Origin of the sequence: uncultured Formosa sp., from assembly GCF_947500765.1 — a bacterium.
GTDB lineage: Bacteria > Bacteroidota > Bacteroidia > Flavobacteriales > Flavobacteriaceae > Formosa.
The window spans coordinates 214,432-239,958 of sequence record NZ_CANMTH010000004.1 but is presented as its reverse complement, the minus strand read 5'-3'; the positions used below and the strand labels follow the sequence as shown (position 1 = coordinate 239,958).

The 25,527-nt window shown below is 31.2% G+C and carries 25 protein-coding genes; 11 read left to right on the top strand and 14 right to left on the bottom strand.

Translation table 11 applies throughout. The features are described 5' to 3' along the window. Positions 1-29: 29 nt before the first annotated feature. Together Q1B05_RS09980 and Q1B05_RS09975 are read right to left on the bottom strand one after the other, a co-directional pair. Positions 30-1,577, bottom strand: a complete 1,548-nt coding sequence (locus tag Q1B05_RS09980) for a PepSY domain-containing protein (RefSeq protein WP_299780206.1) — start codon at positions 1,575-1,577, stop codon at positions 30-32. Positions 1,578-1,581: 4 nt separating this feature from the next. After that, positions 1,582-1,881, bottom strand: coding sequence for a hypothetical protein (locus Q1B05_RS09975; RefSeq protein ID WP_299780204.1), 300 nt, complete (start codon positions 1,879-1,881; stop codon positions 1,582-1,584). A 125-nt stretch (positions 1,882-2,006) separates the two neighbouring features. On the opposite strand from Q1B05_RS09975, the gene Q1B05_RS09970 reads away from it, so the two are divergent. Beyond that, on the top strand, positions 2,007-2,192 hold the full coding sequence (locus Q1B05_RS09970; protein WP_299780202.1) for a hypothetical protein: 186 nt from the start codon (positions 2,007-2,009) through the stop codon (positions 2,190-2,192). Positions 2,193-2,289: 97 nt separating this feature from the next. Here Q1B05_RS09970 and Q1B05_RS09965 read toward each other — a convergent pair whose 3' ends face one another. After that, a complete protein-coding gene (locus Q1B05_RS09965) occupies positions 2,290-3,006 on the bottom strand; it encodes a DUF4198 domain-containing protein (RefSeq protein ID WP_299780200.1) in 717 nt (238 codons plus the stop codon). An 8-nt stretch (positions 3,007-3,014) separates the two neighbouring features. Continuing rightward, the gene (locus Q1B05_RS09960; protein WP_299780198.1) at positions 3,015-5,408 is read right to left on the bottom strand and encodes a TonB-dependent receptor; all 2,394 of its coding nucleotides are present in this window, start codon (positions 5,406-5,408) and stop codon (positions 3,015-3,017) included. 177 nt (positions 5,409-5,585) lie between these two features. On the opposite strand from Q1B05_RS09960, the gene Q1B05_RS09955 reads away from it, so the two are divergent. Then, entirely contained in the window at positions 5,586-5,951 is a 366-nt protein-coding gene (locus Q1B05_RS09955; RefSeq protein ID WP_299780196.1) for a DUF1801 domain-containing protein, read from the top strand. 2 nt (positions 5,952-5,953) lie between these two features. Here the strand turns inward: Q1B05_RS09955 and Q1B05_RS09950 are convergent, their stop codons facing one another. The 4 genes from Q1B05_RS09950 to kdsA are packed head-to-tail and all read right to left on the bottom strand — an operon-like array spanning position 5,954 to position 8,921. Continuing rightward, entirely contained in the window at positions 5,954-6,421 is a 468-nt protein-coding gene (locus Q1B05_RS09950; protein WP_299780194.1) for a GNAT family N-acetyltransferase, read from the bottom strand. Positions 6,422-6,424: 3 nt separating this feature from the next. Next, complete coding sequence (locus Q1B05_RS09945) at positions 6,425-7,210, bottom strand: META domain-containing protein (protein WP_299780192.1); 786 nt, start codon at positions 7,208-7,210, stop codon at positions 6,425-6,427. A 16-nt stretch (positions 7,211-7,226) separates the two neighbouring features. Then, the gene (locus Q1B05_RS09940) at positions 7,227-8,084 is read right to left on the bottom strand and encodes a hypothetical protein (RefSeq protein ID WP_299780190.1); all 858 of its coding nucleotides are present in this window, start codon (positions 8,082-8,084) and stop codon (positions 7,227-7,229) included. 18 nt (positions 8,085-8,102) lie between these two features. Next, positions 8,103-8,921 (bottom strand): 3-deoxy-8-phosphooctulonate synthase, encoded by an 819-nt coding sequence (gene kdsA, locus Q1B05_RS09935; RefSeq protein ID WP_299780188.1) that lies wholly within the window; start codon positions 8,919-8,921, stop codon positions 8,103-8,105. 607 nt (positions 8,922-9,528) lie between these two features. Here kdsA and typA point away from each other — a divergent pair. Both typA and Q1B05_RS09925 read left to right on the top strand, forming a co-directional pair. Next, positions 9,529-11,328: a translational GTPase TypA gene (gene typA, locus Q1B05_RS09930; RefSeq protein WP_299780187.1), complete on the top strand. Its 1,800-nt coding sequence runs from the start codon at positions 9,529-9,531 to the stop codon at positions 11,326-11,328. Positions 11,329-11,440: 112 nt separating this feature from the next. Then, positions 11,441-11,671, top strand: a complete 231-nt coding sequence (locus Q1B05_RS09925; protein WP_299780185.1) for a uroporphyrinogen decarboxylase — start codon at positions 11,441-11,443, stop codon at positions 11,669-11,671. A gap of 10 nt (positions 11,672-11,681) precedes the next feature. Here the strand turns inward: Q1B05_RS09925 and Q1B05_RS09920 are convergent, their stop codons facing one another. Together Q1B05_RS09920 and Q1B05_RS09915 are read right to left on the bottom strand one after the other, a co-directional pair. Next, the gene (locus Q1B05_RS09920; protein ID WP_299780182.1) at positions 11,682-12,833 is read right to left on the bottom strand and encodes a glycosyltransferase family 2 protein; all 1,152 of its coding nucleotides are present in this window, start codon (positions 12,831-12,833) and stop codon (positions 11,682-11,684) included. Continuing rightward, on the bottom strand, positions 12,830-14,119 hold the full coding sequence (locus Q1B05_RS09915) for a hypothetical protein (RefSeq protein WP_299780180.1): 1,290 nt from the start codon (positions 14,117-14,119) through the stop codon (positions 12,830-12,832). Before Q1B05_RS09915 ends, Q1B05_RS09920 begins: the two co-directional genes overlap by 4 nt. 329 nt (positions 14,120-14,448) lie before the next feature. Here Q1B05_RS09915 and Q1B05_RS09910 point away from each other — a divergent pair, with 329 nt between their 5' ends. From Q1B05_RS09910 to Q1B05_RS09890, 5 genes are all read left to right on the top strand, one after another. Next, positions 14,449-15,897: an MBOAT family O-acyltransferase gene (locus tag Q1B05_RS09910; protein ID WP_299780178.1), complete on the top strand. Its 1,449-nt coding sequence runs from the start codon at positions 14,449-14,451 to the stop codon at positions 15,895-15,897. A 63-nt stretch (positions 15,898-15,960) separates the two neighbouring features. Further along, a complete protein-coding gene (locus tag Q1B05_RS09905; protein WP_299780176.1) occupies positions 15,961-16,806 on the top strand; it encodes a hypothetical protein in 846 nt (281 codons plus the stop codon). A 16-nt stretch (positions 16,807-16,822) separates the two neighbouring features. Beyond that, positions 16,823-17,800, top strand: a complete 978-nt coding sequence (locus Q1B05_RS09900; protein WP_299780174.1) for a GNAT family N-acetyltransferase — start codon at positions 16,823-16,825, stop codon at positions 17,798-17,800. Next, the gene (locus Q1B05_RS09895; protein WP_299780172.1) at positions 17,797-18,897 is read left to right on the top strand and encodes a DegT/DnrJ/EryC1/StrS aminotransferase family protein; all 1,101 of its coding nucleotides are present in this window, start codon (positions 17,797-17,799) and stop codon (positions 18,895-18,897) included. Before Q1B05_RS09900 ends, Q1B05_RS09895 begins: the two co-directional genes overlap by 4 nt. Beyond that, positions 18,898-20,256 (top strand): O-antigen translocase, encoded by a 1,359-nt coding sequence (locus tag Q1B05_RS09890; RefSeq protein ID WP_299780170.1) that lies wholly within the window; start codon positions 18,898-18,900, stop codon positions 20,254-20,256. It begins immediately after the preceding gene. On the opposite strand, the gene Q1B05_RS09885 is transcribed toward Q1B05_RS09890, so the two are convergent. Continuing rightward, a complete protein-coding gene (locus Q1B05_RS09885; RefSeq protein ID WP_299780168.1) occupies positions 20,253-21,392 on the bottom strand; it encodes a glycosyltransferase in 1,140 nt (379 codons plus the stop codon). The genes Q1B05_RS09890 and Q1B05_RS09885 overlap by 4 nt on opposite strands. Positions 21,393-21,425: 33 nt before the next feature. Between Q1B05_RS09885 and Q1B05_RS09880 the strand changes: the two genes are divergently transcribed. Beyond that, complete coding sequence (locus Q1B05_RS09880) at positions 21,426-22,529, top strand: glycosyltransferase (RefSeq protein WP_299780166.1); 1,104 nt, start codon at positions 21,426-21,428, stop codon at positions 22,527-22,529. Further along, on the top strand, positions 22,502-22,936 hold the full coding sequence (locus Q1B05_RS09875) for an FdtA/QdtA family cupin domain-containing protein (protein WP_299780164.1): 435 nt from the start codon (positions 22,502-22,504) through the stop codon (positions 22,934-22,936). The genes Q1B05_RS09880 and Q1B05_RS09875 overlap by 28 nt, the downstream gene beginning before the upstream one ends. Here Q1B05_RS09875 and Q1B05_RS09870 read toward each other — a convergent pair. Genes Q1B05_RS09870 through Q1B05_RS09860 form a run of 3 tightly spaced genes read right to left on the bottom strand, consistent with a single transcriptional unit; the run spans position 22,912 to position 25,377 of the window. Beyond that, positions 22,912-23,844, bottom strand: coding sequence for a glycosyltransferase (locus Q1B05_RS09870; protein WP_299780162.1), 933 nt, complete (start codon positions 23,842-23,844; stop codon positions 22,912-22,914). The genes Q1B05_RS09875 and Q1B05_RS09870 overlap by 25 nt on opposite strands. Further along, positions 23,837-24,691 carry a glycosyltransferase family 2 protein gene (locus Q1B05_RS09865; RefSeq protein WP_299780160.1) on the bottom strand — a complete coding sequence of 285 codons (855 nt, stop codon included), beginning with the start codon at positions 24,689-24,691 and terminating at the stop codon, positions 23,837-23,839. The genes Q1B05_RS09870 and Q1B05_RS09865 overlap by 8 nt, the downstream gene beginning before the upstream one ends. Further along, positions 24,691-25,377 (bottom strand): ATP-binding cassette domain-containing protein, encoded by a 687-nt coding sequence (locus Q1B05_RS09860; protein WP_299780158.1) that lies wholly within the window; start codon positions 25,375-25,377, stop codon positions 24,691-24,693. Before Q1B05_RS09860 ends, Q1B05_RS09865 begins: the two co-directional genes overlap by 1 nt. Positions 25,378-25,527: the final 150 nt, after the last annotated feature.

The following is a 25,527-nucleotide window of genomic DNA, read 5'->3' as shown; positions in this document are numbered from 1 at the left end:
CACAATGGTATTCTATTCCAAGTTAAGGATTAGTCCTTTGGTTTGCTTTTTAGTTTAAAGTAAGCATACAATGTTATTGTAGATAAGACTATCCAAAACACATCGATAAAAAAGATCTGGAATTGATCGTTTTTATAGCTTAACCACACCCAATTATTAGTCATAATGCCATTTGTAATCGGAATTAAAAATCCGAATATTGAACCTAAAAGCAGCGTATTCTTATTCGTGAAATAATTGTCTTTTTTTATACTATAAAATAACGTTAATAGTAGCCACCCTATAAAGTAAAAACTGTAAATAAACGTTTTGCTGGCGTGGTTATTTATTTTTACAGCAATAAAAGAAAGCGCTGTAATCGGGTACATGCTTAAACAAATGGCGAGATAGATGGTAACCAACCACGCATTAAATCGTCTTTTCTTTTCAGAAATTGTTTTCTTGTTTCTAGCAACGCCCCAAATCATAACTCCAGAAAGAATAACAACACAAGAAATTATACCAAGTAAAAAACTGACTAATTTTAATGTCATGCCTCCGTAATCACCATAATGTAAACGGAACATTACATTTTTAACACCATCTAAATAGGTGGCACTTTGGTTAGGGTCTTTTTTATGAATAAGGGTGTCTGTATCAACTTTATAAATTGCTTCCCCAACCGCAGTATATTTGTCTTTGTATTTTAAATGTCCTTCTATCATAACGTGCATGTTGGCATCGCCATAATTAAAAACATGAATTTGAGTGGCATCAAAGTTAGGCCATAAGGCTTCTGTTTTATCGACGTAATAATTCAGACTAAAATCTTTATCTAAAGGTGTGTGTGTGTATTCGTATTCTGGATGAGAATATCCCAAGTCATCATAAAATTTAGCAGAATCACCGTTAAAAAGAAAAAAAACAGTAGGGGCAATAATAATGGCTTTTATCATGAAAAACGCCCCCGTTACAGCATACACAAACTGAAATGGTAACCCGATAACTCCTAATGCGGTGTGTGCATCTGTCCACAACGTTTTTAGTTTAGCATAAGGTCTAAAGGTGTAAAAATTCGAGACAATTTTACTCCAATGCACAATAACTCCAGTAATGATTGCGAATAGAAAAAAGAAAGCCACAAAGCCGGCGAGCATATATCCTATAGGTTGCATTTGTGCAAAAAAGTGTAGACGGTATAGAAATTCACCTAAAGTGTAATCTCCATCATAAGAATTCTCTACATAGGATTTAGTGTCTAAAGTTGAATATCTATTTACCTTAGTATTTGGATTAAGTATGGTGTCTTTTGGAGCAGAAAATGCAACACCTATACGTTGTTCTATAAAATGTTTAGAGAGTTCTATATCTCTACTATTTAAATTATAGGTTGTATTTAAGGTATCTAACGCTACATCGAAATCTAAATCGAATGCTTCAGTGTTTTTAACTGTTTGGTTGCGTTCCCAGTTTACAATTTCATCTCGAAAAAAAGAAAATGAACCTGCGAAAAATATCACGTAAAGCAATACGCTAATTACGATACCACTAATAGTATGCGTATGAAATAGAATGTTATAAATTCTTTTATCGCTCATAAAATTAAACTAACGGATTATAAAGAGTTCCTAAATATAGTATTGAAGAGAAAAGTAGGGTTATTAAAATATATATGCCCCAAATTTTCCATCCGTTTTTGGCTATAAATGCCACAACCATTAGTGCAGCCCATAAGATGAATCCTGTGAATGCTGAGGTAATAATTATGTTGGTTGCACTTATCCAAGAGGTTAGTGCCATATGGAAAGACATGCTTACCAAATAACCGCCAAGTATTCCTGCTGTTATTTTGGCAAACCGTTGCCATGGTGATGTTGTAAGATATTTTTTATTTGCAGGCATACAAGTAGAATTAAGGCATATGGACTAAAAATTCGACAGCAACACAAAGTGAAATGAATATGAAAAGCAATTTGACGTTGAATAATTTTAAAGGTGATAAAAGAACAATTAGACTCGCGACCGTCATGAGATTAATTAAAAATAAAAAGATTCCTGCACCAAAGCCAAACACGTTTATTGTTAAAATACAAGACAGTATAAGTAAAATGAGTCCTACTAATTTAGATGCCAATTTATACTTAACTAATCGATTTTCGAAACCTAATAGGATGGGTGCATCCATTTTTTTAGATGTTGAATACAGCAAATAGAAGCCTATAATAACTAATAAAATTGCAATTGAAATCATATCTTTTATAAATTAAACAACTCTGAAGGGATTACTTTCAGAGTTGTTTATAAGTTTTTTTATTGAATACAGTAGGTTGCACAATGCCAAATAAATTGATAATCTTTGTTATTATATTTACCAGGAGCTTCTTCTTTTGTTGTGGTTTCAATAATGTATTTTGTTTGCCACGGACGCTTAAACGTAATGTAACCTTCTGAATCTGTAGTTCGTTTTTTCGACCAATTGTCGGCGACATAAATATCTGCTTCTTGATCCTTTAAAGGCTTTCCTTTAAATAAGACTTGTAGTTTTACTTCTTCAGCATTATTTGCAACTTCTATAACCGAAATTCCAGTTTCACTACTATTCTTCGTGTTTGTTGCTGTGTTTCCAACTTGCACGATGGCAGATGCATTATAATGCGTTTTGAAAATTCCAAAATCATATGCTGTATAGTCAATAACATCTATTTTATTGTTATCTAAAACAATAGTATATGTTCCGTTTGCGGACGGTGTAAATGAAGCTACGTAACGATCTGTTTTTGCTGTAACTTGTAATTGTGTTTTCTTTCCGTTAGTGTCTATAACCCAAAGTGTGAAATCTTTTACCTTAGGAAAAGCTTCCCCAGAAACCTGTTCAATTACATTGTAAGTATATTCTCCGTAAAATACATGTACTTCTTGTGTTTCTCCTACTTTTCCTTCGGGACTAGTTTCTATCCATAAGTAATGTGCAAAAGACGGTGTAGCAACACATATTAAAAGTGCGAGTGTTAGAATTATTTTCTTCATAAAATCACTTAGAATTTAAATGTGAAATTAGCTAATACAGATCTTGGTTGTTGTGGTGTTAGAGTAGACCAACCTGAGTAATACTCTTCGTTAAACATGTTGTTTAATTTTAAACCTACACGGTACTTGTCTGCAGAATAGTAAACAGAAGCATTAGCGACAATATAACTAGGTACGCTAAATACACCAGACGTGTATCCTGAAGCATTTATAATATCACGTTCGCTTGCACCGTTAAATCCAGCACCAATTCCGAAACCTTCTAAAGTTCCTGTTTCAAAAATATAATCTGCCCATAAGTTGTATACAATATCAGAACCAGCATCTACAGGACGTTCTCCGATTGTAGACGCTGTACTTGCTTTTTTAATTTCACTATCGTTATAGCTATATCCAGCTCTAATGTTTAAACCATTTACAGGGTTTGCATTAATTTCTAATTCGAAACCTTTACTAGATACTTCACCATCTTGAATTTGGTTAAAAGTATCGTTTGGATCGATCATTAATCTGTTATTCACTAAAATGCTGTAATAGTTAACTGTCGCGTTTAAACGGTTGTTAAAGAAGTTTGTTTTAACTCCAAATTCAATTTGGTTGGCTTCTTCTGGTTCAAAGTTTTTAAGAGTTTGCCCTTCTACAGAACTAGCATCACCTACTAATTGAGGACCAATGTTTGTAAATCCGTTTTGCCAGTTTGCAAATACAGATAGTCTGTCTTCAATAGGCTGGTATAATAAACCAAATTTAGGAGATATAGCAAACTGATCGTAATCGTCTGTATTTGTTGTAATATCGCCTTCATTGTCAAATTGATCAAAACGAACACTTGCCATTGCAGATAATTTAGATGTAATATCTAATACATCAGACACGTAAGCACTATAAACATTTGTACGTGTTTTGTAATTGTTTATTGTAGATCCTGCTAAAGCGGTATCTACACCTGCCGTTGTTAATGGGTATCCATCTGCTTCTTCTCCAGTACTAGGTGTTACAGATCCGTAATATGCATAACTACTTCCGTTGTCAATGCTTGTTACACTGTAATAATCTAAACCAGCAACAATTCTATTTCTTAAATTTCCGATTTTAAAATCGCCATTAAAATTTTGTTGAATATCTGTAGTTCTGCTTAAAGCATCTTGTTTGTTTAAGTAACGAGAGAATGTTCCTGCTCCTGTTAAATCGTATAAATAGGTGTAATATCCTTTAGTAGATGTTACACTTCTAGATACTATAGTTTGTGAGTTCCAAGCATCAGATAATTTGTAATCCATTTCTACACGATAGTTTTGTGTTGGATTTTCTAATGTTAGAGCATTACTGGTGTACGATTTTTTATAATCGTAACCTAAATCATTTAAGTCTTCATACTGCATTGCTCCAGCACGACTTAAAAATAACATGGTTGGGTTTGTTTTTTCTGACTGAGAAATTTCTCCGTAGAACGAGAACGATAATCTGTTATTTACTTGGTAAGATAAAGAAGGAGCGACAAAGAATGATTTTTTAAAACCTGCATCTTGGAAGCTATCTTCTGTATGGTAAGAGGTATTTAATCTGAAATATAGATTTTCATCTTTATCTAAAGCGGTATTAAAATCACCTGTAATTACATTTAATCCGTAAGATCCTGCTGTATAAGATATTTGTCCGCCAGATCCTTTATATGGTTTTTTAGTTACCACATTTATTAATCCACCGTAAGAGGTTACTGAAGATCCAAACAATGTAGCCGAAGGGCCTTTAATTACTTCAATACGTTCTATATTGGCAGCGTTAATGGTTCCGTTTGTTAATCCAGGAACACCATTTACTAATTGTGGTTGTACACTAAATCCGCGTAGTGAATAATATCCAGCACCATCGCCACCACGTCCAGTAGATGTCCATAGTTGTTGTATACCAGTAGCATTATCTAAAGCGTCTTCAAAATTAGTTGCAATTTGAGATTCTAAGATATCTGTAGTTATTGTAGAATAAACTTGTGTGTTTTCTAAATCTTTTAATGGTAGTTTAGACACGTAAGCTGTTTGTTTTCTCGCAAACATATTGCGGCGTTTTCCATCTATAACAACTTCAGATAGGATTTCTTGTCCTTCGTAAAGTGTAATATTTGATAACGTCATGTTACTATTAGATACCGTAAAAGCGACTTCTTTAGTTTTGTAACCTAAATAGGATATTACTGCTGTGTAATCTCCAGATCCAAGGTTTTTAATTTCAAATTGTCCGTCTATGTCGGTTTGACTTCCGTTATTTGAGTTTTTTAATGAAATATTTGCACCTGCTATAGGGGTGTTTTCTGCATCTGTAACTGTACCGCTTACAATTAATTGTTGTGCATTAATAACAAAAGATGTTAGTAATAGCGCAGCAAAACTGAATAATGTTTTCATTGTTTTTATTTAGACTTATTATTAATTGTGTAAATTTTTTCGACAAATGTATATTAGAGTGTTATATTATCAAAGCTTATTTATAATTAATTTAAATAAAAATATAATAAACTTTATCAGGCCTTGATTTTTAGTGGTTAATGTTATATTGAAACCTAAAATTATATTGTAAAACAGATGAAACCTGCAGAAGAACATATATTAAATCAGCCAGAACCGTATCAATCTATCATGCTGTATGTACGGAGTGTTATAATGAAAACCTTAGCGGTTGAAGAAAAATACAGTTATAAAATGCCGTTTTATTATTATAAGAAAAAGCCTTTTGTGTTTCTTAATGTTTTAAAAGGTACCAATTATGTAGATGTGGTTTTTATGGATGGTGCTCTTCTAGAAACTAAATTTCCCGAATTACAAGACTGTAATAAACGGAAACGTGTGCGATCTATTCCTGTTAAAAGTTTAGAAGATTTAGATGAATTACGATTTGTTGAACTATTGCAATATGCTTCAGAGTTGAAAAAAAATCTAAAAAGTAGTTAAGTTTATAATGTTTTCTTCACGATATAATTCTGAAACACCACGCCTTTAAAATTTTTCTTCTGCTTTTTTACGATGTCGTAATACTTGTTTTCAAAAAAGGGTAATGCTGTTATACTAATGTCTGATCTTATTTCTGGGAACTCTTCAACCATAACTTGCGATTCCATAGTACGCAATAGGGCAGAGGCTACTCCTTGTCTTAGGTAATCTTTATGTACAAATAAACCATCTAAATAATAACCTTTCTTTAAATAAGCAAAGCCCACAATTTCAGTTTCATTTTTGGCCACAATAAAATAAAAGTTGGCTATACGTTCTAACCAAATGTCTGTTTCATTTGCTCCAGAAGCCCAAATTGTTATTTGTTTTTCGTTGTAATGTTTGGCATTAACAGCGGTAATGGTGTTTCTAAAGAGCGCTGTAATTTCTGGTAAATCATCTGCTGTAGCTTGTCTAATGGTAATATCCATAAATTAATCTACTTTTTTAAATGTAAGTGTGTTTTCGTCTGGATTAGATAAGTATAAGCGGTTGTTTTCAATTTTAAATTGCGTGCTATGTTCTAAGGCTTTTAGAAATAGAGCTTCTTTATTTGTAGGCAAACACATTTTTTTTGTGATTACAATATTTGTAAACCTGATTTTAGATTGTTCAGAAAAAATAGATCCGTTCATGGTATTGCATCCTGCATACCCCAAGAAAGAATTGGCTTTGGCGTTAATTTCAATATTAGGTAACTCTTTTGTGAATTGGTCTACGCTAACAGTGTCGTTTGCCATAGTTTCTAGAACCCAAATATCGTGTAAACGATAGTCTGTAACGTATTCTCCACAGCCTTTATAAGATGTAAAATCTGTATCTGAAGCTTGCTTAAAATCTATTGAAACAGCATATGGATGTATTTTTGCATTGGCATCTGGACAATCTTGCATTGCTATTTTAATTCTAATATGAGCAGATTTTGTTAGTGAGCTGTATATTTTAATATTAGCGTCTGCAGCGTTATTAACATGAGGTAAAGGGAAATGAAATACGTGATCTTTTAATGAAAATTGAATTTCATTCTCCCTTAAAATTACGTTCCAATCGGGTGTTGTTCCTGTCCCTTCAAAAAAGACTTTAGAATTATTTGTTTGTATTTTTATTGAGGATGAATTTATAACAGTATCGGATGTGTTTACAGTTTCTTTTTTAGATTGTGCGCAACTAAAAACTGTAATTAAAATAATAAATACGATACTGTTTTTTAATAAATTCATACGTTAAAGAGGTTCTTTATATTCTAAAAATACCACCAATTGATAATATGGTCTCTCCAAAGAAAAAGTGTTGTGAAGCACGATCTGAAGGGTTTTCGGTAGTTCTAATATCTGGCATATTTATAAATCCACCTTTTAAATCGCCTTGAATAAAAAAGTGTTTAAAGAATGTTAAGTTTAAACCTGCACTTGCAGATACTCCATAACCTGCAATATGGAAATCGTCGTTACGATCGTAAACCAATAACTTGGCGTTTGTTTTTGGGTATAAAATTCCACCACCAAGCGCTTCTGTTAATTTAACTTGAAAAACATCTGTATTATTAATACCAAAAAGTTGAGAAATATCGTCGAATCTCGCAATTTCTGTATGTATATAATTTAAACCATCGGTATGTTCAAAAGTTAAAAAACCTTTACTTAAATACACTGGGTCGTCTTGAAAATTATTATTGTAAAGCGAACTTTCTTGGTCTTCAGGAATATCTATATATCCGTTAGCGCGTACTGTTTGTTCTTGGGTCATTACATACTTCATGTGGTCTAAACTCACCGTAACAGCATAATGGTCGCTAATAAAATACCCTAATCTAAAATTAGTTTGAGGTATGGTCATACTTGCCGGATTAATATAATCTACATGCCATCCTTTTGGCTTGTCGTGAGCATCTACATCGTAAAGTGTAAAATTGTAATCGTCTCCAGTAAAGGTGATATCAGATTCAGAAAACTTGTCTCTGTTACCTCCCCAACTTACAAAGAATTTTCCTTTATTAGAATCGGTGTATTTTAGGGGTTCTGTATCTTGTGCACTAGCATTTAATAGGGGGAATGCAATACTTCCTATTAAAAATATAATAGTTTGAATTTTCATTAAAAAGGGAATCTAAATTTAAAATGCAGTTATGGTTTTTCTAATAGCAACTAGATGCTTTAATAAACCTTCTAAGTGATCTAAATGTAACATGTTTGCACCATCACTTTTCGCATTAGCCGGATCGAAGTGGGTTTCAATAAATAATCCATCAACGTTATTTACAATTCCAGCTCTTGCAATGGTTTCAATCATATCTGGTCTTCCGCCAGTTACACCACTAGATTGGTTTGGTTGTTGTAGCGAATGGGTTACATCTAAAACCGTAGGCGCATATTCGCGCATAGTTGGGATGCCTCTAAAATCTACAATCATGTCTTGGTAACCAAACATAGTACCACGATCTGTAATCCAAGCTTTGTTGTTTCCAGAATCTTTTACTTTTTGCACGGCGTGCTTCATAGCCTCAGGACTCATAAATTGTCCTTTCTTTAAGTTGATAACTTTTCCAGTTTCTGCAGCAGCAACCAATAAATCTGTTTGGCGTACTAAAAAAGCTGGAATTTGTAGTACGTCTACATATTCGGCAGCCATTGCGGCATCAGAAATTTCATGAATATCGGTTACTGTAGGGATATGAAATGTGTCTGAAACTTTCTTTAAAATTTTAAGTGCTTTTTCATCACCAATACCTGTAAAACTATCAATTCTACTACGGTTAGCTTTTTTAAAACTACCTTTAAATACGTAGGGTATTTGTAAAGCATCTGTAATAGTTACAATCTTTTCTGCGATACGTAATGCCATATCTTCACCTTCTATAGCACAAGGCCCAGCAAGGAGGAAAAAGTTATTAGCATCTATATGTTTTAATTGAGGAACATCTGAAAGGTTCATATATAATTAAATTTTTTAGGCGACAAAGTTACGGAAAATTAATATGCTAATGTTAAGTGTCGATAAAGGAGTTTACTGTTGTATTGTTAAATTATTTCTTAAAATCCATAATGCCATTATTAAGTTTAAGCCTAATCCTACAGCACTAAATATTATAGTGTGCGATATTTGGTGAATTATGTTTACAACATGTAATTTGTTTAATATAAATATTAAATAAGAGGACAGACAAATAAAAGTAATCGCTAACGAGAAATTTAGTTTGTTATTTGGTTTAATTAATTGCCATAGAAATGGAATTCCAAAGAGTAAAATAAGGTAAGCGCTTAGTCCATTATACCTGTTTATTAAGGAGAACCAACATATTAATATACTTATAAAGTATAAATAGGGGATAGATTTAGTGTGCTTGGATGTTATTTTTTTTGTTTTCAACATTTTGATTTACAGTTAGGAAGGAGTGAATATAGGCTTGATTAGCTGTTTTTGAGCTAAAAATGAATAGGAAGATAGAGATAGAAATTAAGTTAAGGTTAATTTATAACATTAAATTAACTAATCTACAAAAATATAATGTACCTTTGCGCGCTTAAATAAGGCATCAATTATGGCTAATATTAAAAACATTGCAATTATTGCACACGTAGATCACGGGAAAACGACGTTGGTTGACAAAATTATGTACCACTGTCATTTATTTCGTGATAACGAAAATACAGGAGACTTAATCCTTGATAATAATGATTTAGAACGTGAAAGAGGAATTACTATTACTTCTAAAAACGTTTCAGTTATTTATAAAGACACTAAAATCAATATCATTGATACCCCTGGTCACGCCGATTTTGGTGGTGAAGTAGAGCGTGTATTAAACATGGCCGATGGTGTATTATTATTGGTAGATGCTTTTGAAGGGCCTATGCCACAAACGCGTTTTGTATTGCAAAAAGCTATTGACTTAGGTTTAAAACCTTGTGTTGTTGTAAATAAAGTAGATAAAGAAAACTGTACGCCAGAAGAAGTACATGAAAAAGTATTCGACTTAATGTTCGAATTAGGTGCAGAAGAATGGCAATTAGATTTCCCTACAGTTTACGGTTCTGCAAAGAATAACTGGATGAGTGATGATTGGAGAAATGAAACAGATAACATCGAGCCATTATTAGATATGGTTATCGCACATATTCCTGCTCCAAAAATACCTGTAGGAAATACACAAATGTTAATTACATCTTTAGATTTTTCTTCTTTTACAGGACGAATTGCTATTGGGCGTTTAACAAGAGGAGAACTTAAAGTAGGACAAAACATTTCTTTAGTTAAAAGAGATGGATCTGTAGTTAAAAATAAAATTAAAGAACTACACGTTTTCGAAGGTGTAGGACGTTTAAAAGTTGACGAAGTTCAAACAGGAGATATCTGTGCGATTGTTGGTCTTGAAGGTTTTGAAATTGGTGATACTGTTGCTGATTTTGAAAATCCAGAAGGTTTAAAAACAATTGCTATTGATGAGCCTACTATGAGTATGTTGTTTACAATTAACGATTCGCCTTTCTTTGGTAAAGACGGAAAGTTTGTAACATCTCGTCATATTAAAGATCGTCTAGAAAAAGAATTAGAAAAGAACTTAGCGCTTAAACTAGGTGAAACAGGTAGTGCAGATAAATTCATGGTTTTTGGTCGTGGAGTATTACACTTATCTGTTTTAATTGAAACGATGCGTCGTGAAGGTTATGAATTACAAATTGGACAACCACAAGTAATCATTAGAGAAATTGATGGTGTTAAATGTGAGCCAATGGAAGAATTAACAATCGACCTTCCTGAAACGGTATCTGGTAGAGCTGTAGAGTTTGTATCATTACGTAAAGGAGAATTGTTATCTATGGTAGCAAAAGGAGACCGTATGGTTTGCGAATTCTTGATCCCTTCTCGTGGTATTATTGGTTTACGTAACCAATTATTAACAGCAACAGCAGGTGAGGCTATCATGGCACACCGTTATAAAGAGTACCAACCTGTAAAAGGACCTATCCCAGGTCGTGTTTCTGGATCTTTAGTATCTATGGAAAATGGTAAAGCTATTCCTTATTCTATCGATAAATTACAAGATAGAGGTAAGTTTTTCGTTGAGCCTGGAGAAGATATTTATGAAGGACAAGTTATTGGTGAAAACTCTCGTCAAGACGATATGAATATTAACATTACTAAAGCTAAAAAGCAAAGTAACGTACGTTCGTCTGGTGCAGATGATAAAGCTAAAATTGTACCTGCAATTAAATTCTCTTTAGAAGAAGCTTTAGAATATATCCAAAAAGATGAGTATGTAGAAGTTACACCTCATTTCTTACGTCTTCGTAAAATTCACTTAACAGAAGTTGAGCGTAAGCGTAATAAAATAATGTAATTACTTACTAACTTTTAATAGTTATTGTAAGATAATCAATATATTTAAAGAGGAATCCACACGGATTCCTCTTTTTTATTTTCTACTATTTATATACTTTAAAAGTAAAATTATGGATGTATTAGGAATTTCTATAACAGAATGGGTAGGCTATTTAGCATCTTTTATTTTGCTAATATCCTTTACAATGAAAGATGTTACTAAGTTAAGAATAGTAAACTCTGTTGGCTGTGCTCTCTTTGTTGCTTATGGATTTATGCTTCAGACATCTTGGCCGGTTGTAATTACTAACGGTTCTATTATGTTTATAAATGCCTATTATTTATTCTTAAAGAAGAGGTAAGTACTTCAATCTAGCGATTGTTTTTAAGTCCGAGTATACTAAAAAATAAGCTAAATAAAATAACCTGTATTCCAAGTAAAATAGTAAATACGGCAGGAATAACAATACGTAATGTGTTGGTCGGATTTAAGTTTCCGAAATCTTTACTTTTCCATATAAACAATCCGTAATAACTTAGTCCACATCCTACAATTAGAATTAAAAAACCAAGCACTAAACCGCGTTCTAAATTAATGTATTTAAATAGGGTATTGTAACGGTTGCTTTTGGGTAATAAGTCGTTTTCTACCGCGTAAATTTTTGTTAAACAATAAAAAACTAGAAACTGAAATCCTATTAAAACAAAACTAGAGGTATATAATAATGTATGAACATCTAAAATAATACTTCTAACCTGTATGGGGTTTATTAGAAGTAGAGTAGAGCTTATTATCCCTATAACCATTAAAAAGATTGCTGGATACAAAAATAACCAATTGGGACTGTAAAGCGATAAGAAACGTAAATGTCTCCATCCATCTTGCCATGTATTTAAATGTGGTTTTCTAGTTCTACCATCGGGATATAAAATGGTTGGAACTTCTGTTATCTTTAAGTTTTGAAGTTTAGACTTTACAATCATTTCTGAAGCAAATTCCATTCCCGAAGTTTTTAAATTCATTTTTAAGAATGCTTCTTTAGAAAATCCTCTCAACCCGCAGTGAAAGTCTCCAATTTCAATGTTATAAAATAGCTTTCCAATAAAAGATAATACAGGATTACCTAAATATTTATGAATAAAAGGCATGGCATCTTTTTGTATTCCGCCTTTAAATCGGTTCCCAACAACCAAATCGTAACCAGCACGTAATTGTATTAAAAAAGGCAACAAGGCAGAAAAATCATAACTATCATCTGCATCTGCCATGATAATGTATTTGCCTTTTGCAGATTCAATGCCTCCTTTTAAGGCACTTCCGTATCCTTTTGTTATAATGTGTACAACTGTTGTATTAAGTTCTTCTGCAATCTGTATAGAGCCATCTGTGCTACCGTTATCTGCAATAATAATTTCACCCGTAATAGTGTGCGATTCAAAAAAAGATTGCGCTTTTTTTATACAGGTTGCTAAGGTTTCAGCTTCATTTAAACAAGGCATAACAACCGTTAATTCAATACTCATGGTTTTGATTTGTTTATACTGTTTTTAGCGCTGATTAAAATGAAGACAATAAGAAAAAGAACCCAATCGTTATAAAAAGTAAAACGTTTTAAAGTATGCATTCCTATAGAGATTAAAGCAACATTTAGGAGACTTAATAATGAAACAAATAGAATAAGTTTATATGCTATCTGATTTGTTTTGATACTTTTTATAAGGCTAAAAATTAAGATTATAAATAGTAATAAGGTGTATTTTGAATTGCCAAAAGCATATGTAAAATTTTTAATATAAAGCTTTAGCCAAGGTTTAAAATTATTTAGAATAAGAGGAATACTCATTTTCTTGGTGAGTTGGTCTACTTCAATTAATTTGTCATCATGCGTTTTCAATGAATCTACAAGGTGTAGTCCTGCCGGAAGAATGGTGTGGTTTGCAATATCTGCGTAATATTCTACATATACAGCAAGTTCATCGGTGTTATTAGAATCTGTATCAAATTCATGAACATTTAAATGTTTTTCAGCTAAATCTGAATAGGTCTTTTTGTAAAAATCTTGTTCAATTTTTGACTCGTAAAGGGCATAATCATCCTTATCGGCAACAAAAAAAGCAGGGGTTAATAAATGAATCCCAGTCCAGGGTGTAGATATAAAATGATTGTGTGCAAATTTATGATAAGTTTTATCTGTAACGGTGCTTATTAGCGGAAATAAAATAAGTAGAGCTAATAGCCATTTGTGTTCTAGTTTTTTATTTTCATACCAAAACCATATCTGGATACCAATTGCTATAGGGATTAAAAACAAGAATTGACTTCGTGTTTGTATTAAGACTAAAAGAACAGGAAGTGCAATTATAATTGGTTTTGTTTTTGAGATAAAGATGCTCTTTAAAAACAAACTTATTGTGATTAAATAAAGCGGATAAGCAAGTGCTTCAGATAGGAATACGTTTGCTAGTTTGTGGTTGTATAGATAAGGAGTAATTAAAATAATATTGAGAAGTACCAGCCAAATGGTCTCTAATTTATAGTGCTTTTTTATCGTTGAAATAAAATAAAAAATAGCGCTAATGCCTAATAAATATTGAATGCTTTTAGTAGCTGTGTTAAATAAAGAGCCAAATAGAGAACGGATAATATCTAAAAAAATAGGATAACTGGCCGATCGCGTAATAACCATGTTTAAATATCCTTCAGAATCATTAGATAAGGTAATAGGTCTGTTTAGTACTATAACTAAACCTATAAAAAAAGTCGAAATAATAATGAATAAAAATGATTTTTCAGACAATTTATTGGTCACGCTAGGCTTAAATTTATGTTATATGTAAATATAAGTGAAATGTGTAACGTGTAATAGAAAAACGCATGATTGTTATTGTTTTTGTGATTGTAAAAACAGTTAATATTTTATCTAAGTTATATTTTAATTTTTTTTGTTTAAAATTTCAGATGGCATGCAAATTCTATTTTTTTTAATAGTGAATTGCTTAGAGAAATAAAGCAAAACTTATTGCTAAATATTTATATTCGTAACTAAATAAATATTCACAATTAAAGTTATAATGTTTAGCCTTATTTTAGAACTGCTTTGTTGGTCTAAATAACAGTTAATACAGACTATTACTATTTATGCTATTCAATTCGTTAGATTTTGCAGTCTTCTTGCCCATAGTTTTTATACTCTATTGGTTTGTTTGTAAACGTAATTTGCGTGTTCAGAATGTATTAATAGTTGTGGCGAGTTACCTTTTTTATGCGTGGTGGGATTGGCGTTTTTTATCGCTTATTTTTTTTAGCACTTGTGTAGATTACATGATTGGCTTAGCCTTATCTAAACAACAAGACGATTTTAAAAGGAACGTTTTATTGTGTATTAGTGTTTCTATAAATCTAGGCTTACTAGGTGTTTTTAAATACTATAATTTTTTTCTTGAAAATTTCGTGAATGTTTTTTCTTTATTTGGTAACAATCTACGTTATAATTCACTTAATATTATTCTGCCAGTAGGAATCAGTTTTTATACGTTTCAGACTTTAAGTTATACTATAGATATTTATAGAAAACAGCTAGAACCAACTAAAAATTTTATCAGTTTTATGGCTTTTGTAGGCTTTTTTCCGCAGTTGGTTGCTGGACCAATAGAACGGGCTAAGAAATTACTACCTCAGTTTGAAGCCAAACGTGTTTTTAATTTTAATACAGCTGTAGATGGTTTAAAGCAAATGCTTTGGGGATTGTTTAAAAAGATGGTTATTGCAGATAATTGTGCCTTTTATGTTGATGAGTTTTTTGGTAATCATGAGCTGTATTCTGGTAGCACCTTGTTAATTGGTGCCTTTCTATTTACCATTCAAATCTATTGCGATTTTTCGGGATACTCGGATATTGCAATTGGAGTTTCTAGATTGTTTGGTTTTAATTTATCGAAGAATTTTGCTTTCCCGTATTTTGCTAAAAATATAGGCGAATTTTGGAGCCGTTGGCATATTTCATTAACCACATGGTTTAGAGATTATGTGTATATTCCGTTAGGCGGAAACAAGGGGTCTAAAGTGTTTCAGATTAGAAATACTATTATAATTTTTCTTCTAATAGGCTTCTGGCACGGTGCAGCTTGGAAGTTTATCGTTTATGGTTTTATAAATGCATTATATTTTTTACCTCTAATTATCTGGAGGAAAAAACGATCGGATAAAAAAAGAGAAATACAGAATCATCTTATTCCAAGTAAAACAGAACTAATCGGTATTTTAAAAACATTCAGTTTTTTAGTTTTAGCCCGTGTGTTTTTTAGAGCAGACGATTTACAGACAGCTATAAGTTACCTTAAGGAAATTTTTTCAATAACATTGTTTACCATTCCTCAATTTGCAAATCGAACAGGAGCGATACTTGTTTTTCTATGCATACTTGTTTTTTTGTGTATTGAATGGATTGGGAAAACGAATGAATATGCTATAGAAAAGATAGGAGGCAAATGGAAGCGCCAATACAGATGGGGCTTTTATTACCTACTTGTATTTTGTATTTTTTACTTTTATGCCAAACCACAACAATTCATCTATTTTCAATTTTAAATGAAAAAATTCCTAAATCTATTTTTGTTTTTCTGTCTCCCTGTTTTGGTAGCTGGTTGCGTTATGGAATTTTTATTAAGGTATATTCCTAACGCATATCAAGTTAAATCAGATTATATAAATGTAAATCATCAAAGAATTAAAACACTTTTGGTAGGAAGTTCTCATGTTTTATATGGGATTAACCCCGATTTTTTAACCAAAGAAGCTATTAATTATGGAAATGTGTCTCAGACTATAGATATAGATTACAATATTATACACCAATATATAAATACATTAGACAGTTTAGAAACTGTAGTTTTAAGACTGTCTTATACAACACTTTTCGAGCAATTAAAAGAGGGAGACGAAAGCTGGAGAATTAAAAATTACAAAATATATACCGATGTAAATTTAGAGTCTAAAATGAAACATCATTTTGAGATTTTTAGTGTTAAGCTCAAGTATAACCTAGAACGGATTTATAATTTTTATATATTAAAAGAAACTCCTGAATTTGTAAATACATCGGGCTGGGGCACTCATAATATGGATTATAAACCTGAAGATATAGATGTATTAAGTGCAATTATCGCTAAAAAACACTTCGCAAAGAATGATGCTTTATATGCCGATAATTTTAAAAGTTTAGAGACAATTATACAAGAATGTAATAAAAAAAGTATTAAAGTATTGTTAGTTACTATGCCTGCATATAGTAGTTATGTTGAAAAACTGGATAGTTTACAACTAGAAAAAACAATTAGAGCAGGAACTTTAATGAGTGTTAATCATGATAACTGTTTGTATTTCAATTTTCTGAATGATAAGCGTTTTGGTAGACAGGATTTTATAGATGTAGACCATTTGAATACTCAAGGTGCAGAAAAATTTTCAAAACTAATTGATAGTATACTTACACAATAAAATGTATTTTTAATTAATGAATCAATTTAAAGTAAAGCGTTATCAAACGCAAGATTTTGAGCTTTGGAATGCATTTGTGTCTAAAGCAAAAAACGGAACTTTTTTATTTCATAGAGATTTTATGGAATATCATAAGGACCGTTTCAACGATTATTCTTTATTGGTTTTTAAAAAAGATAAATTAATAGCGCTTTTACCTGCAAACCATAAAGATGGTGTATTGTATTCTCACCAAGGATTAACGTATGGCGGATTATTAGTTGATTCTAAAACGAAGTTTCAAGTTGTTTTCGATATTTTTAAAGAATTACTGGAATATCTGGCTCTAGAAGGTGTTTCTACTTTAAATTTAAAGTTGTTACCTTCAATTTATTCAGCCTTACCAAACGATGAATTGTTGTATTTAATGTTTCTGTTAAATGCTAATTTATATCGTCGCGATGCATTGTCTGTTATTAACTTAAATTCACCTATTAAATTTTCAAAAAGTAGAATTGAAGGGTGTAAACGGGCAAAGAAACACGAGTTAATTATTAAAGAAGTGGATACTTTTGAGGCGTTCTGGAATATTATTTTAATTCCAAATTTATCAAAAAAACATAAGGCTTCTCCTGTTCATAGTTTAGAAGAAATTAGATTTCTTAAATCTAAATTTCCTAAAAATATTCGTCAGTTTAATGTGTATCAAGGTCAACATATTGTAGCAGGAACAACTGTTTTTGAAACCGATAATGTAGTGCATTCTCAGTATATTTCGGGTAACAATTTAAAAAACGAATTAGGCAGTTTAGATGCTTTACATGCATACTTAATAGAAACAGTATTTAAAGATAAATTGTATTTCGATTTTGGCACTTCGAACGAAAATGAAGGCAGACAAATTAATGGAGGTCTTCAGTTTTGGAAAGAAGGATTTGGAGCGCGTACAATTATTCAAGACTTTTATACGTTAGAAACAAAGACTTTTAAAGCTTTAGAAGATGTTTTCATATGATTAAATTTTTAGATTTACATAAAATTAATGAACGATTTCATCCGGAATTTCAATTAAAATTTCAAGAATTTTTAGATTCAGGTTATTATATTTTAGGACAAGGTGTTCAAACTTTTGAGGAAGAGTTTGCTAAATTTTGCGGGACAACATTTGCTATTGGAGTGGGAAATGGGTTAGATGCGATTACACTTATTTTAAAAGGATATGTTGCTTTAGGTAAATTGCAAGAACAAGATGAAGTTTTAGTGCCTGCAAACACTTATATCGCGAGTGTTTTAGCAATTCTTCAGGCTGGTTTAAAACCGGTATTTGTAGAGCCCGATTTAGAAACGTATAATATATCTGTTTCCGATTTAGAACAAAAAATCTCATCCAAGACCAAAGCTATTTTAGCGGTTCATTTATATGGGCAATTGGCAGAAATAGATGCTATTCAAAATTGTGCCAATCAAAATAATTTACTAATCATAGAAGATGCAGCACAAGCACACGGTGCGGTTTATCATGATGGTAGAAAGGCTGGAAATTTAGGTCATGCCGCTGCTTTTAGTTTTTACCCAAGTAAAAATTTAGGAGCATTAGGAGATGGTGGTGCTGTTACAACAAATAATGAAGAGCTTGCTAATACAATTAAAAAACTCCGTAATTATGGGACAACTTCAAAGTATGTAAATGAGTTAGTTGGTTGTAATTCTAGATTAGACGAAATCCAAGCCTTGTTTTTAAGTGTGAAATTAAATCGATTAGAAGCAGATAATGACGTTCGTCGAAAAATTGCAAATCGATACCTTGCAAATATTAAAAATAATAAAATAATATTACCTTTATACACTGGTTTGGCGTCTCATGTATTTCATCTATTTGTAGTTAGAGTAGCCCAAAGGGATCATTTTATGTCCTATACTAAAAAGCATCTAATAGAAACATTAAACCATTATCCAGTCCCTCCACACAAACAAGAAGCTTTAATAGATTTTAATCATTTAAAACTTCCAATAACAGAGCAAATTCACAATACAATTGTAAGTTTGCCCATAAGTCCAGTCATGGAAAGTCATGATGTGGATTATTTAATAAATGTATTAAACGCATATTAATTGAAGAAATTAATAGATTATATAAATAATAATGTTTTAGTTAAAGTTGCATCTTTAAATTCTGCATCTGTAATTATTAAAATCGTGACAGGTTTTTTAACCTCTAAAGCGATCGCTATTTTTATCGGAGCAGAAGGTCTAGCTTTAATAGGAAATTTAAGAAACTTTGTAAGCTCTATGCAATCCTTTGCTGTTTTAGGAATGTATAATGGTATGGTAAAGTATATTGCCGAGTTTAAAAACGATACCGTCGAGCTTAGTAAAACATTATCTACAGCATTTTATCTCGGGTTTATCTCTACCATTGTAGTCTCTTTTCTATGTTATTTTAATGCCGAATTTATAAATACACTTATATTTCCTACCTATAACGATTACGCGTATGTTATTCGTATTATGGCTGTTGCGCTTCCGTTTTATTCTATGAATATGTTTGCGTTTTCTATAATGAATGGCTTTTCTAAGTATAGAATGTTACTTGTTGTTAATATTATAGGTCAGATTTTAGGATCTTCTATTACCTTAATTCTTATTTATCAAAATAAAATAGATGGCGCATTAATTTCTATCGTTATTGCAGAATCTATTATTTTTTTAATCACATTAGTGGGTGTTGTCAATCAACGAAGTTTAATTCCGCTTATTCGCTCAAGTCAGGTTAATTATGCCAATATAAAAAACCTGAGTTCTTATTCTGTAATGGCTTTGTTTACAGCTATTGTATTACCCCTTGTTGCAATTTCTATTCGTACATATATTATTGATAATGTTGGGTTTAAAGACGCTGGATTTTGGGAGGCAATGACCAGAATATCTAAATACTATTTAATGTTTGTGAGTTCGTTAATGTCGCTTTATATTTTGCCGCGTTTTTCTGAAATTGATAACAATAAAGAGTTTAGAGAAGAGGTTTTTGGATTCTATAAAACAATTATTCCAGTATTTGGTTTAGGGTTATTAGTTATCTTTTTACTTCGAAGATTTATCGTTGCTATTGTTTTTACAGATGAGTTTAAACCTGTTGAAGATCTTTTCTTATGGCAACTTTTAGGAGACTTTATAAAAGTGCTTTCTATTGTGATTTCTTATCAATTTTTAGCTAAAAAAATGTTTTGGCATTACATTATTACGGAAGCTTTTTCTGTAATGACATTGTATTTAACAAGTATTTATTTCATCGATTTATACGGTGTTAAAGGGGCTACAATTGCACACTTTGTAACCTATGTAATGTATTACGGTATTATATTGCTTATTTTTAGTTCGTCATTATTTGGTGTGATTCAAGAAGGTGGAATTTTAAATGAAGAACACGATCATGACCAGGACGAAGATATTAAAGAGAACGAAGAAGATTAATCGTTAGTCCATAAGTCTAAATATAACCTAGCTGTGTTTACATAATAATGCTCAGATTCAATAAAGTGGCGTGCGTTTTTAGATATGGTTTCAATATTTTCAGGATTTAAAATAAGCCATTCTAAAGCCTTAACTAAATAATCTACATCTGGTAATGCATTAATAGCAACTGTGTTTTCTTTTAAATGATAGTAATCTAACCACTCTTGTTCTGCTCCTGTAAATACAACTTTACCTTTTGCCATAGCTTCTAAAGCATTAAAGCCTTGGTCGTAAGCATAAACTTGGTCTAATACAATATGTGCTTTATTAAATGCTTCAATATATACTTTATAAGGTAAATCTTTAACCGTTATAATTTCAACCTTATCGTTAAATTTTGTTTTTATAATCTGTAAGGCTTTGCTAAAGAAATCGTTTCCTTTTTTATAGTATTTTGTAGAGTTTACGCCGTGAAATATTACAACTTTATCTTTAACTTTTAAAGGAGAAAATTTTAAAATATCGGTATTAATTGGGTTAGGAACTATACCTAAATATTTAGAGTTGTTTTTTAAAGGTAAATGATAATCTAAATCTGAAGCAATTACACCTTTTATATTGCAGTATATGTAGTGATGTAATTTTTTATACTTTTCAGTGGTAAATTTTAAAGCGTAATAGAACGTTTTTTTAGCTTCTTTTTTTTCAAAATAAGGTGTTAGAATAGAGTATTTAAAACCTTCATTGTAAGCAAAATTTATACTTATATAATCAGTTCCACAGGATAGTAGAAATACATTTTTATTGTTGTTAAAAATGTATTCTAATAATTGTTTTTCAATTTTAGGAACAGTGTTTAAGGAGTTTTCATTTATAAGCTGAACAATATCGTAACCTTTAAGCTTATGCTTTACGGCGTAAAACTGTTTCTTTATATCGTGAGAAATCAAATCAAATTTAAAAAACTTGTAAAGCACACGCTTTATAAATTTAGAAAACCCTGTTTGGTAGTTTTTAGATAGTTTTATATCTACTGGATAATCTTTAAAATAGTCTCCAAATCCAATAATAGTAACATCATGGCCTAGTTTCTCCAAACCTTCTTTTAAAGAATTATGAAGTCGGCTATATTCTCCTATTAATAAGATTTTCATTTAGTATATTTGATTGATTTAAAATTAGACTCATTGCAAAGAAACAATAAAAAGGTATGTATTGTAGCATCTTCTTTAGGAAAAGGGGGGGCAGAGCGATCGGCTGCGCAATTATCTATTATGTTACATCATTTAAATTACGATGTACATATTGTAATTGTGTTAAATAATATTGATTTTGAATATAAAGGCACACTCTTAAATTTAGGCGCTTTAAAGAGTAAGAACGATTCTGTTTTAGGACGGTTGCAGCGTTTACAACATTTTAAGGCGTATTTAAAAACACATAATTTTGATGTTGTAATTGATGGGAGGTCACGAGTACAAGCCTATAGAGAATTCCTGGTTTCTAAATGGATTTATGCTGGAATTTCTGTAGTTTATGTGCTACATTGTTATAAAATTTCTAAAGCGTTTACACCCTATAAATGGTTGAATACGTATTTGTATAAAAACAAAAATATGGTTGCGGTTTCTGAATCTGCTGCAAATTATTTTAGACAAGCATTAGATTTAAATCACATAGAGTGTATTTATAATGGATTTGATTTTGAGGAGCTAAATTTGAAGGCTGAAGCAATAAGTATAGCCGATTTAGAAGTTGAAAATTATATTATTTTCTTTGGACGAATTCATGATGAATCTAAAAATTTAAAATTATTATTAGAAGCTTATAAACAATCTATTTTGATAGAACAAAACGTAAAACTGTTGCTTGTTGGAGATGGTCCAGATTTAAAGGGTATTCAAGATTATGTGCAAAAATTAAACTTGAAAGATGATGTGGTGTTTAAAGAATTTACAATAAATCCGTATCCTTATGTAAAGCATGCGCGTTTTGCAATGTTAACTAGCAGACATGAAGGTTTTCCTATGGTTATTCCAGAAGCATTGGGGGTAGGAACACCTGTAATTTCTGTAGATTGTAAGTCCGGACCAAGCGAAGTTATTACTTCGGGATATAATGGGATGTTAGTTGAAAACTTTAATGTTAATGCCATATCTCAAGCAATGAATAGTTTAATAGTAAATGAAACTTTATATCAAACATGTAAATCGAATGCTAAAGAAAGTGTGCAACGATTTTCAGTTAAAAACATAACAAACGATTGGAAACAACTACTACACAAAATATAACGTCAAGAGTAAACGATTTACAGCGTATTGAAATTCCGAAAATTAAAGACATTCGAGGGAATTTAGCAGTGATTGAAAAGGATTGTATTCCGTTTGAAATTAAACGTGTATACTTCTTGTATGATGTGCCTAGTGATGCGTCTCGAGGTGGCCATGCGCATAAAACGTTATATCAGTTTTTAATTCCTGTAAGTGGTAGTTTTGAAGTTCGCGTAAAAGATGGTGAAGGAGAGCGTGTAATTACTATGAATAAGCCAGATATAGGATTGTTAATTGTACCTGGGATTTGGCGTGAAATAGAAAATTTTTCTTCAGGATCTGTGTGTTTAGTTTTGGCTTCAGCAGAATTTAATGAAAATGATTATATAAGAGATTACGAAGATTACTTATCTTTTAAAGGTAGATAATACACTTTACGTCCTTTTAGAGCTTTTATTTTTAATAGTGTTTTTAGTAGCCAACATGGACAGTGTAATAATATTTTTTGATCTGTACGTAAGTTTTTTAAATCTATAGCGCTTTTGTAGAATTTGTATGCGGCTTTATTGTTGTTTAATTTGCTTAAAATGGCTATGGAGTATCTGTTTCTATCTACAAATGCTTTTAAATCAGTGTTTAGAGATTCTTTAGTTTTGTACTTATCGTATTTTGGTTTTGTATTTGGATTAAAAGAGGTATTAGATAAACTATCATTAATGTACCTATAGTGTACTAATACACGGTTTAAAAACACCACCTGATAATGCATGCCTATCCGAATCCAAAAATCTGTATCCTGACCCGATTTAATAGAAGTGTCGTACCAACCGGTAGTTTTAATAATTTCTTTTTTGAAGATTGTACTTGAACTGGTTAATAAGGTATAACTGTTTAAACTACTTTTAAAGTAATCTCTAATTTTTATTGATTCGGAGTCTTTAAAATTGTAAGAAACTGGAACTATTTTTTTAGTATATGCGTAGGCAATGGCACAAGCAAATACGTGTGCACTTGGATGTTTTTCTATGATTGCGACCATTTCCTGTAAATAATTTGGTAGCCAAATATCATCACCGTCAAGTAATGCAATGTAATCCGTCTTAGCTTCTTTAATCCCTCGGTTTCTAGCGGCAGAAGCTCCTAAATTTGGTTGACTAAAAACATGTAATCTTGGATCTGTAATTTGATTTAAAACACTCAAACTCTTGTCTGTCGATCCGTCATTTACTGCTATAATTTCAAATTGTTTGTAGGATTGATTAATCACAGATTCGAGAGTGGCTTTTAAATGACGCTCTTTATTATATACAGAAATGATAATAGATAGTTTAATCATTTTTTTTGTTTAAAGCGCATATATAACCAAACCGATAAAAATCAAAAATCCATAATTTGGGTTTATTGGCAAGTAAATTTTTGAGTAAAAGAGGTTTCAATATTTTAAACATAAATATTGTTAAGTTAAGTAGTTTTACCTTTTTTATTCTAGAATAAAATAACAGAAATTTATGTTCTTTAGTAGAAATTTTTTTTGCTTTATATAAGGTAGACAAATTAAACATAGCTTGCTCTGTTTTCTTTATAAAAGTAGTCGCATCGTCATCTGGAAAGTGAATAACAGGGTTTTCAATCTTAATAATATCAATGTTACTTTTTTTTAGATTATTAAATAAAAGAGTGTCTTCGCAGCCGTAAGTTTTAATACTTTCGTCAAAAGGATGTTTTTCAAAAACAGTTTTTTTAATTAAAAAATTTGAAGAACAAAGGGATTTAGATTCTCTATGTTTTGTGTAAATCCATCGTAACAAGTACGGTTTGTCTGGAGTTGAATCGGTAAATGTCATACCTCCATTAACAACGTCGTTAGACAAATTTATATACTGTTGTATAAAATTTTTTTTTTTGGGAAATGTGCCAGAATCTATAAAAATAAGTGAATCAAACTTCGCATTTTTAGCAAGTAAATTTCTTATAGCGCTTCTGCCTATATTTTCAAGTAAGGGCTTGAATGTGCAGTTTTTAAGTTTATTTATGCTGTTATTAGTGGTGTTTAGATTAGAATTAGAGCCATCGTCATATACTAAAATTTCAAAATTAATATCACATTCAATGCATTGTTTTTCTAACTCTTGAACTAAAGGAACGCTATTGTAATTATATGTTGGAATTAATATGGATAGCATTATTCACTTTTACGTTGAACAACTTCGAATAGTTGATTATTTTCGCACTTTAACGTTTTGCTAGGGTATTTTAAAAGTAGTGCGTAATCGTGAGTGGCCATTAAAATGGTATTTCCATTTTTATTAATATCTAGTAGTACTTTCATAACTTCTATACTGGTTTGCGGATCTAGATTTCCAGTAGGCTCATCTGCAAGTATAAGTTCTGGGTCATTAAGTAATGCGCGAGCAATAGCAATACGTTGCTGTTCGCCTCCAGAAAGTTCGTGAGGGAATTTAAAGCCTTTCGTTTTCATGCCTACTTTTTCTAAAACTTCATCAATACGTCCTTGCATAGCCGATTTATCTTTCCAACCAGTAGCTTTTAATACAAAACGTAAATTTTCATTTATATTTCTATCAACTAAAAGTTTGAAATCTTGAAAAACGATACCTAATTTTCGTCTTAAAAACGGAATTTCCTTTTCCTTTAAAGCTCTTAAGTTAAAATCAACAATACTGCCTTCACCTTGTGTAAGCGATAAGTCGCCATAAAGGGTTTTCATAAAACTACTTTTTCCTGTACCAGTCTTTCCTATTAAATACACAAAATCTCCTTTGAAAACTTCAACATTTACATTAGAAAGTACAAGGCTGTCGCCTTGAAATATAGAAACATCTTTTAATTCGAGAACAGTTTGCGACATAATAACAGATCGTTTTTTTAGTGTTGTAAATGTATCATTTTATAATAACTTATAAAATAGAGATAGATTGCTTTTTATTAAAAAATATTTTTCAAATTTGTAGCTTTAATGAATAATATTTTCGTAATTTTTCGTTAAAGGATACAGATT

What these genes read in the sequence shown, in the direction of transcription:
- Q1B05_RS09975 (WP_299780204.1), bottom strand. Translation starts at nt 1,881, where the DNA reads ATGCCTGCAAATAAAAAATATCTTACAACATCACCATGGCAACGGTTT.
- Q1B05_RS09870 (WP_299780162.1), bottom strand. Translation starts at nt 23,844, where the DNA reads ATGATTAAACTATCTATTATCATTTCTGTATATAATAAAGAGCGTCAT.
- Q1B05_RS09960 (WP_299780198.1), bottom strand. Translation starts at nt 5,408, where the DNA reads ATGAAAACATTATTCAGTTTTGCTGCGCTATTACTAACATCTTTTGTT.
- typA (WP_299780187.1), top strand. Translation starts at nt 9,529, where the DNA reads ATGGCTAATATTAAAAACATTGCAATTATTGCACACGTAGATCACGGG.
- Q1B05_RS09940 (WP_299780190.1), bottom strand. Translation starts at nt 8,084, where the DNA reads ATGAAAATTCAAACTATTATATTTTTAATAGGAAGTATTGCATTCCCC.
- Q1B05_RS09895 (WP_299780172.1), top strand. Translation starts at nt 17,797, where the DNA reads ATGATTAAATTTTTAGATTTACATAAAATTAATGAACGATTTCATCCG.
- Q1B05_RS09910 (WP_299780178.1), top strand. Translation starts at nt 14,449, where the DNA reads ATGCTATTCAATTCGTTAGATTTTGCAGTCTTCTTGCCCATAGTTTTT.
- Q1B05_RS09920 (WP_299780182.1), bottom strand. Translation starts at nt 12,833, where the DNA reads ATGAGTATTGAATTAACGGTTGTTATGCCTTGTTTAAATGAAGCTGAA.
- kdsA (WP_299780188.1), bottom strand. Translation starts at nt 8,921, where the DNA reads ATGAACCTTTCAGATGTTCCTCAATTAAAACATATAGATGCTAATAAC.
- Q1B05_RS09980 (WP_299780206.1), bottom strand. Translation starts at nt 1,577, where the DNA reads ATGAGCGATAAAAGAATTTATAACATTCTATTTCATACGCATACTATT.
- Q1B05_RS09955 (WP_299780196.1), top strand. Translation starts at nt 5,586, where the DNA reads ATGAAACCTGCAGAAGAACATATATTAAATCAGCCAGAACCGTATCAA.
- Q1B05_RS09925 (WP_299780185.1), top strand. Translation starts at nt 11,441, where the DNA reads ATGGATGTATTAGGAATTTCTATAACAGAATGGGTAGGCTATTTAGCA.
- Q1B05_RS09905 (WP_299780176.1), top strand. Translation starts at nt 15,961, where the DNA reads ATGGAATTTTTATTAAGGTATATTCCTAACGCATATCAAGTTAAATCA.
- Q1B05_RS09860 (WP_299780158.1), bottom strand. Translation starts at nt 25,377, where the DNA reads ATGTCGCAAACTGTTCTCGAATTAAAAGATGTTTCTATATTTCAAGGC.
- Q1B05_RS09885 (WP_299780168.1), bottom strand. Translation starts at nt 21,392, where the DNA reads ATGAAAATCTTATTAATAGGAGAATATAGCCGACTTCATAATTCTTTA.
- Q1B05_RS09945 (WP_299780192.1), bottom strand. Translation starts at nt 7,210, where the DNA reads ATGAATTTATTAAAAAACAGTATCGTATTTATTATTTTAATTACAGTT.
- Q1B05_RS09900 (WP_299780174.1), top strand. Translation starts at nt 16,823, where the DNA reads ATGAATCAATTTAAAGTAAAGCGTTATCAAACGCAAGATTTTGAGCTT.
- Q1B05_RS09965 (WP_299780200.1), bottom strand. Translation starts at nt 3,006, where the DNA reads ATGAAGAAAATAATTCTAACACTCGCACTTTTAATATGTGTTGCTACA.
- Q1B05_RS09950 (WP_299780194.1), bottom strand. Translation starts at nt 6,421, where the DNA reads ATGGATATTACCATTAGACAAGCTACAGCAGATGATTTACCAGAAATT.
- Q1B05_RS09970 (WP_299780202.1), top strand. Translation starts at nt 2,007, where the DNA reads ATGAGATTAATTAAAAATAAAAAGATTCCTGCACCAAAGCCAAACACG.
- Q1B05_RS09865 (WP_299780160.1), bottom strand. Translation starts at nt 24,691, where the DNA reads ATGCTATCCATATTAATTCCAACATATAATTACAATAGCGTTCCTTTA.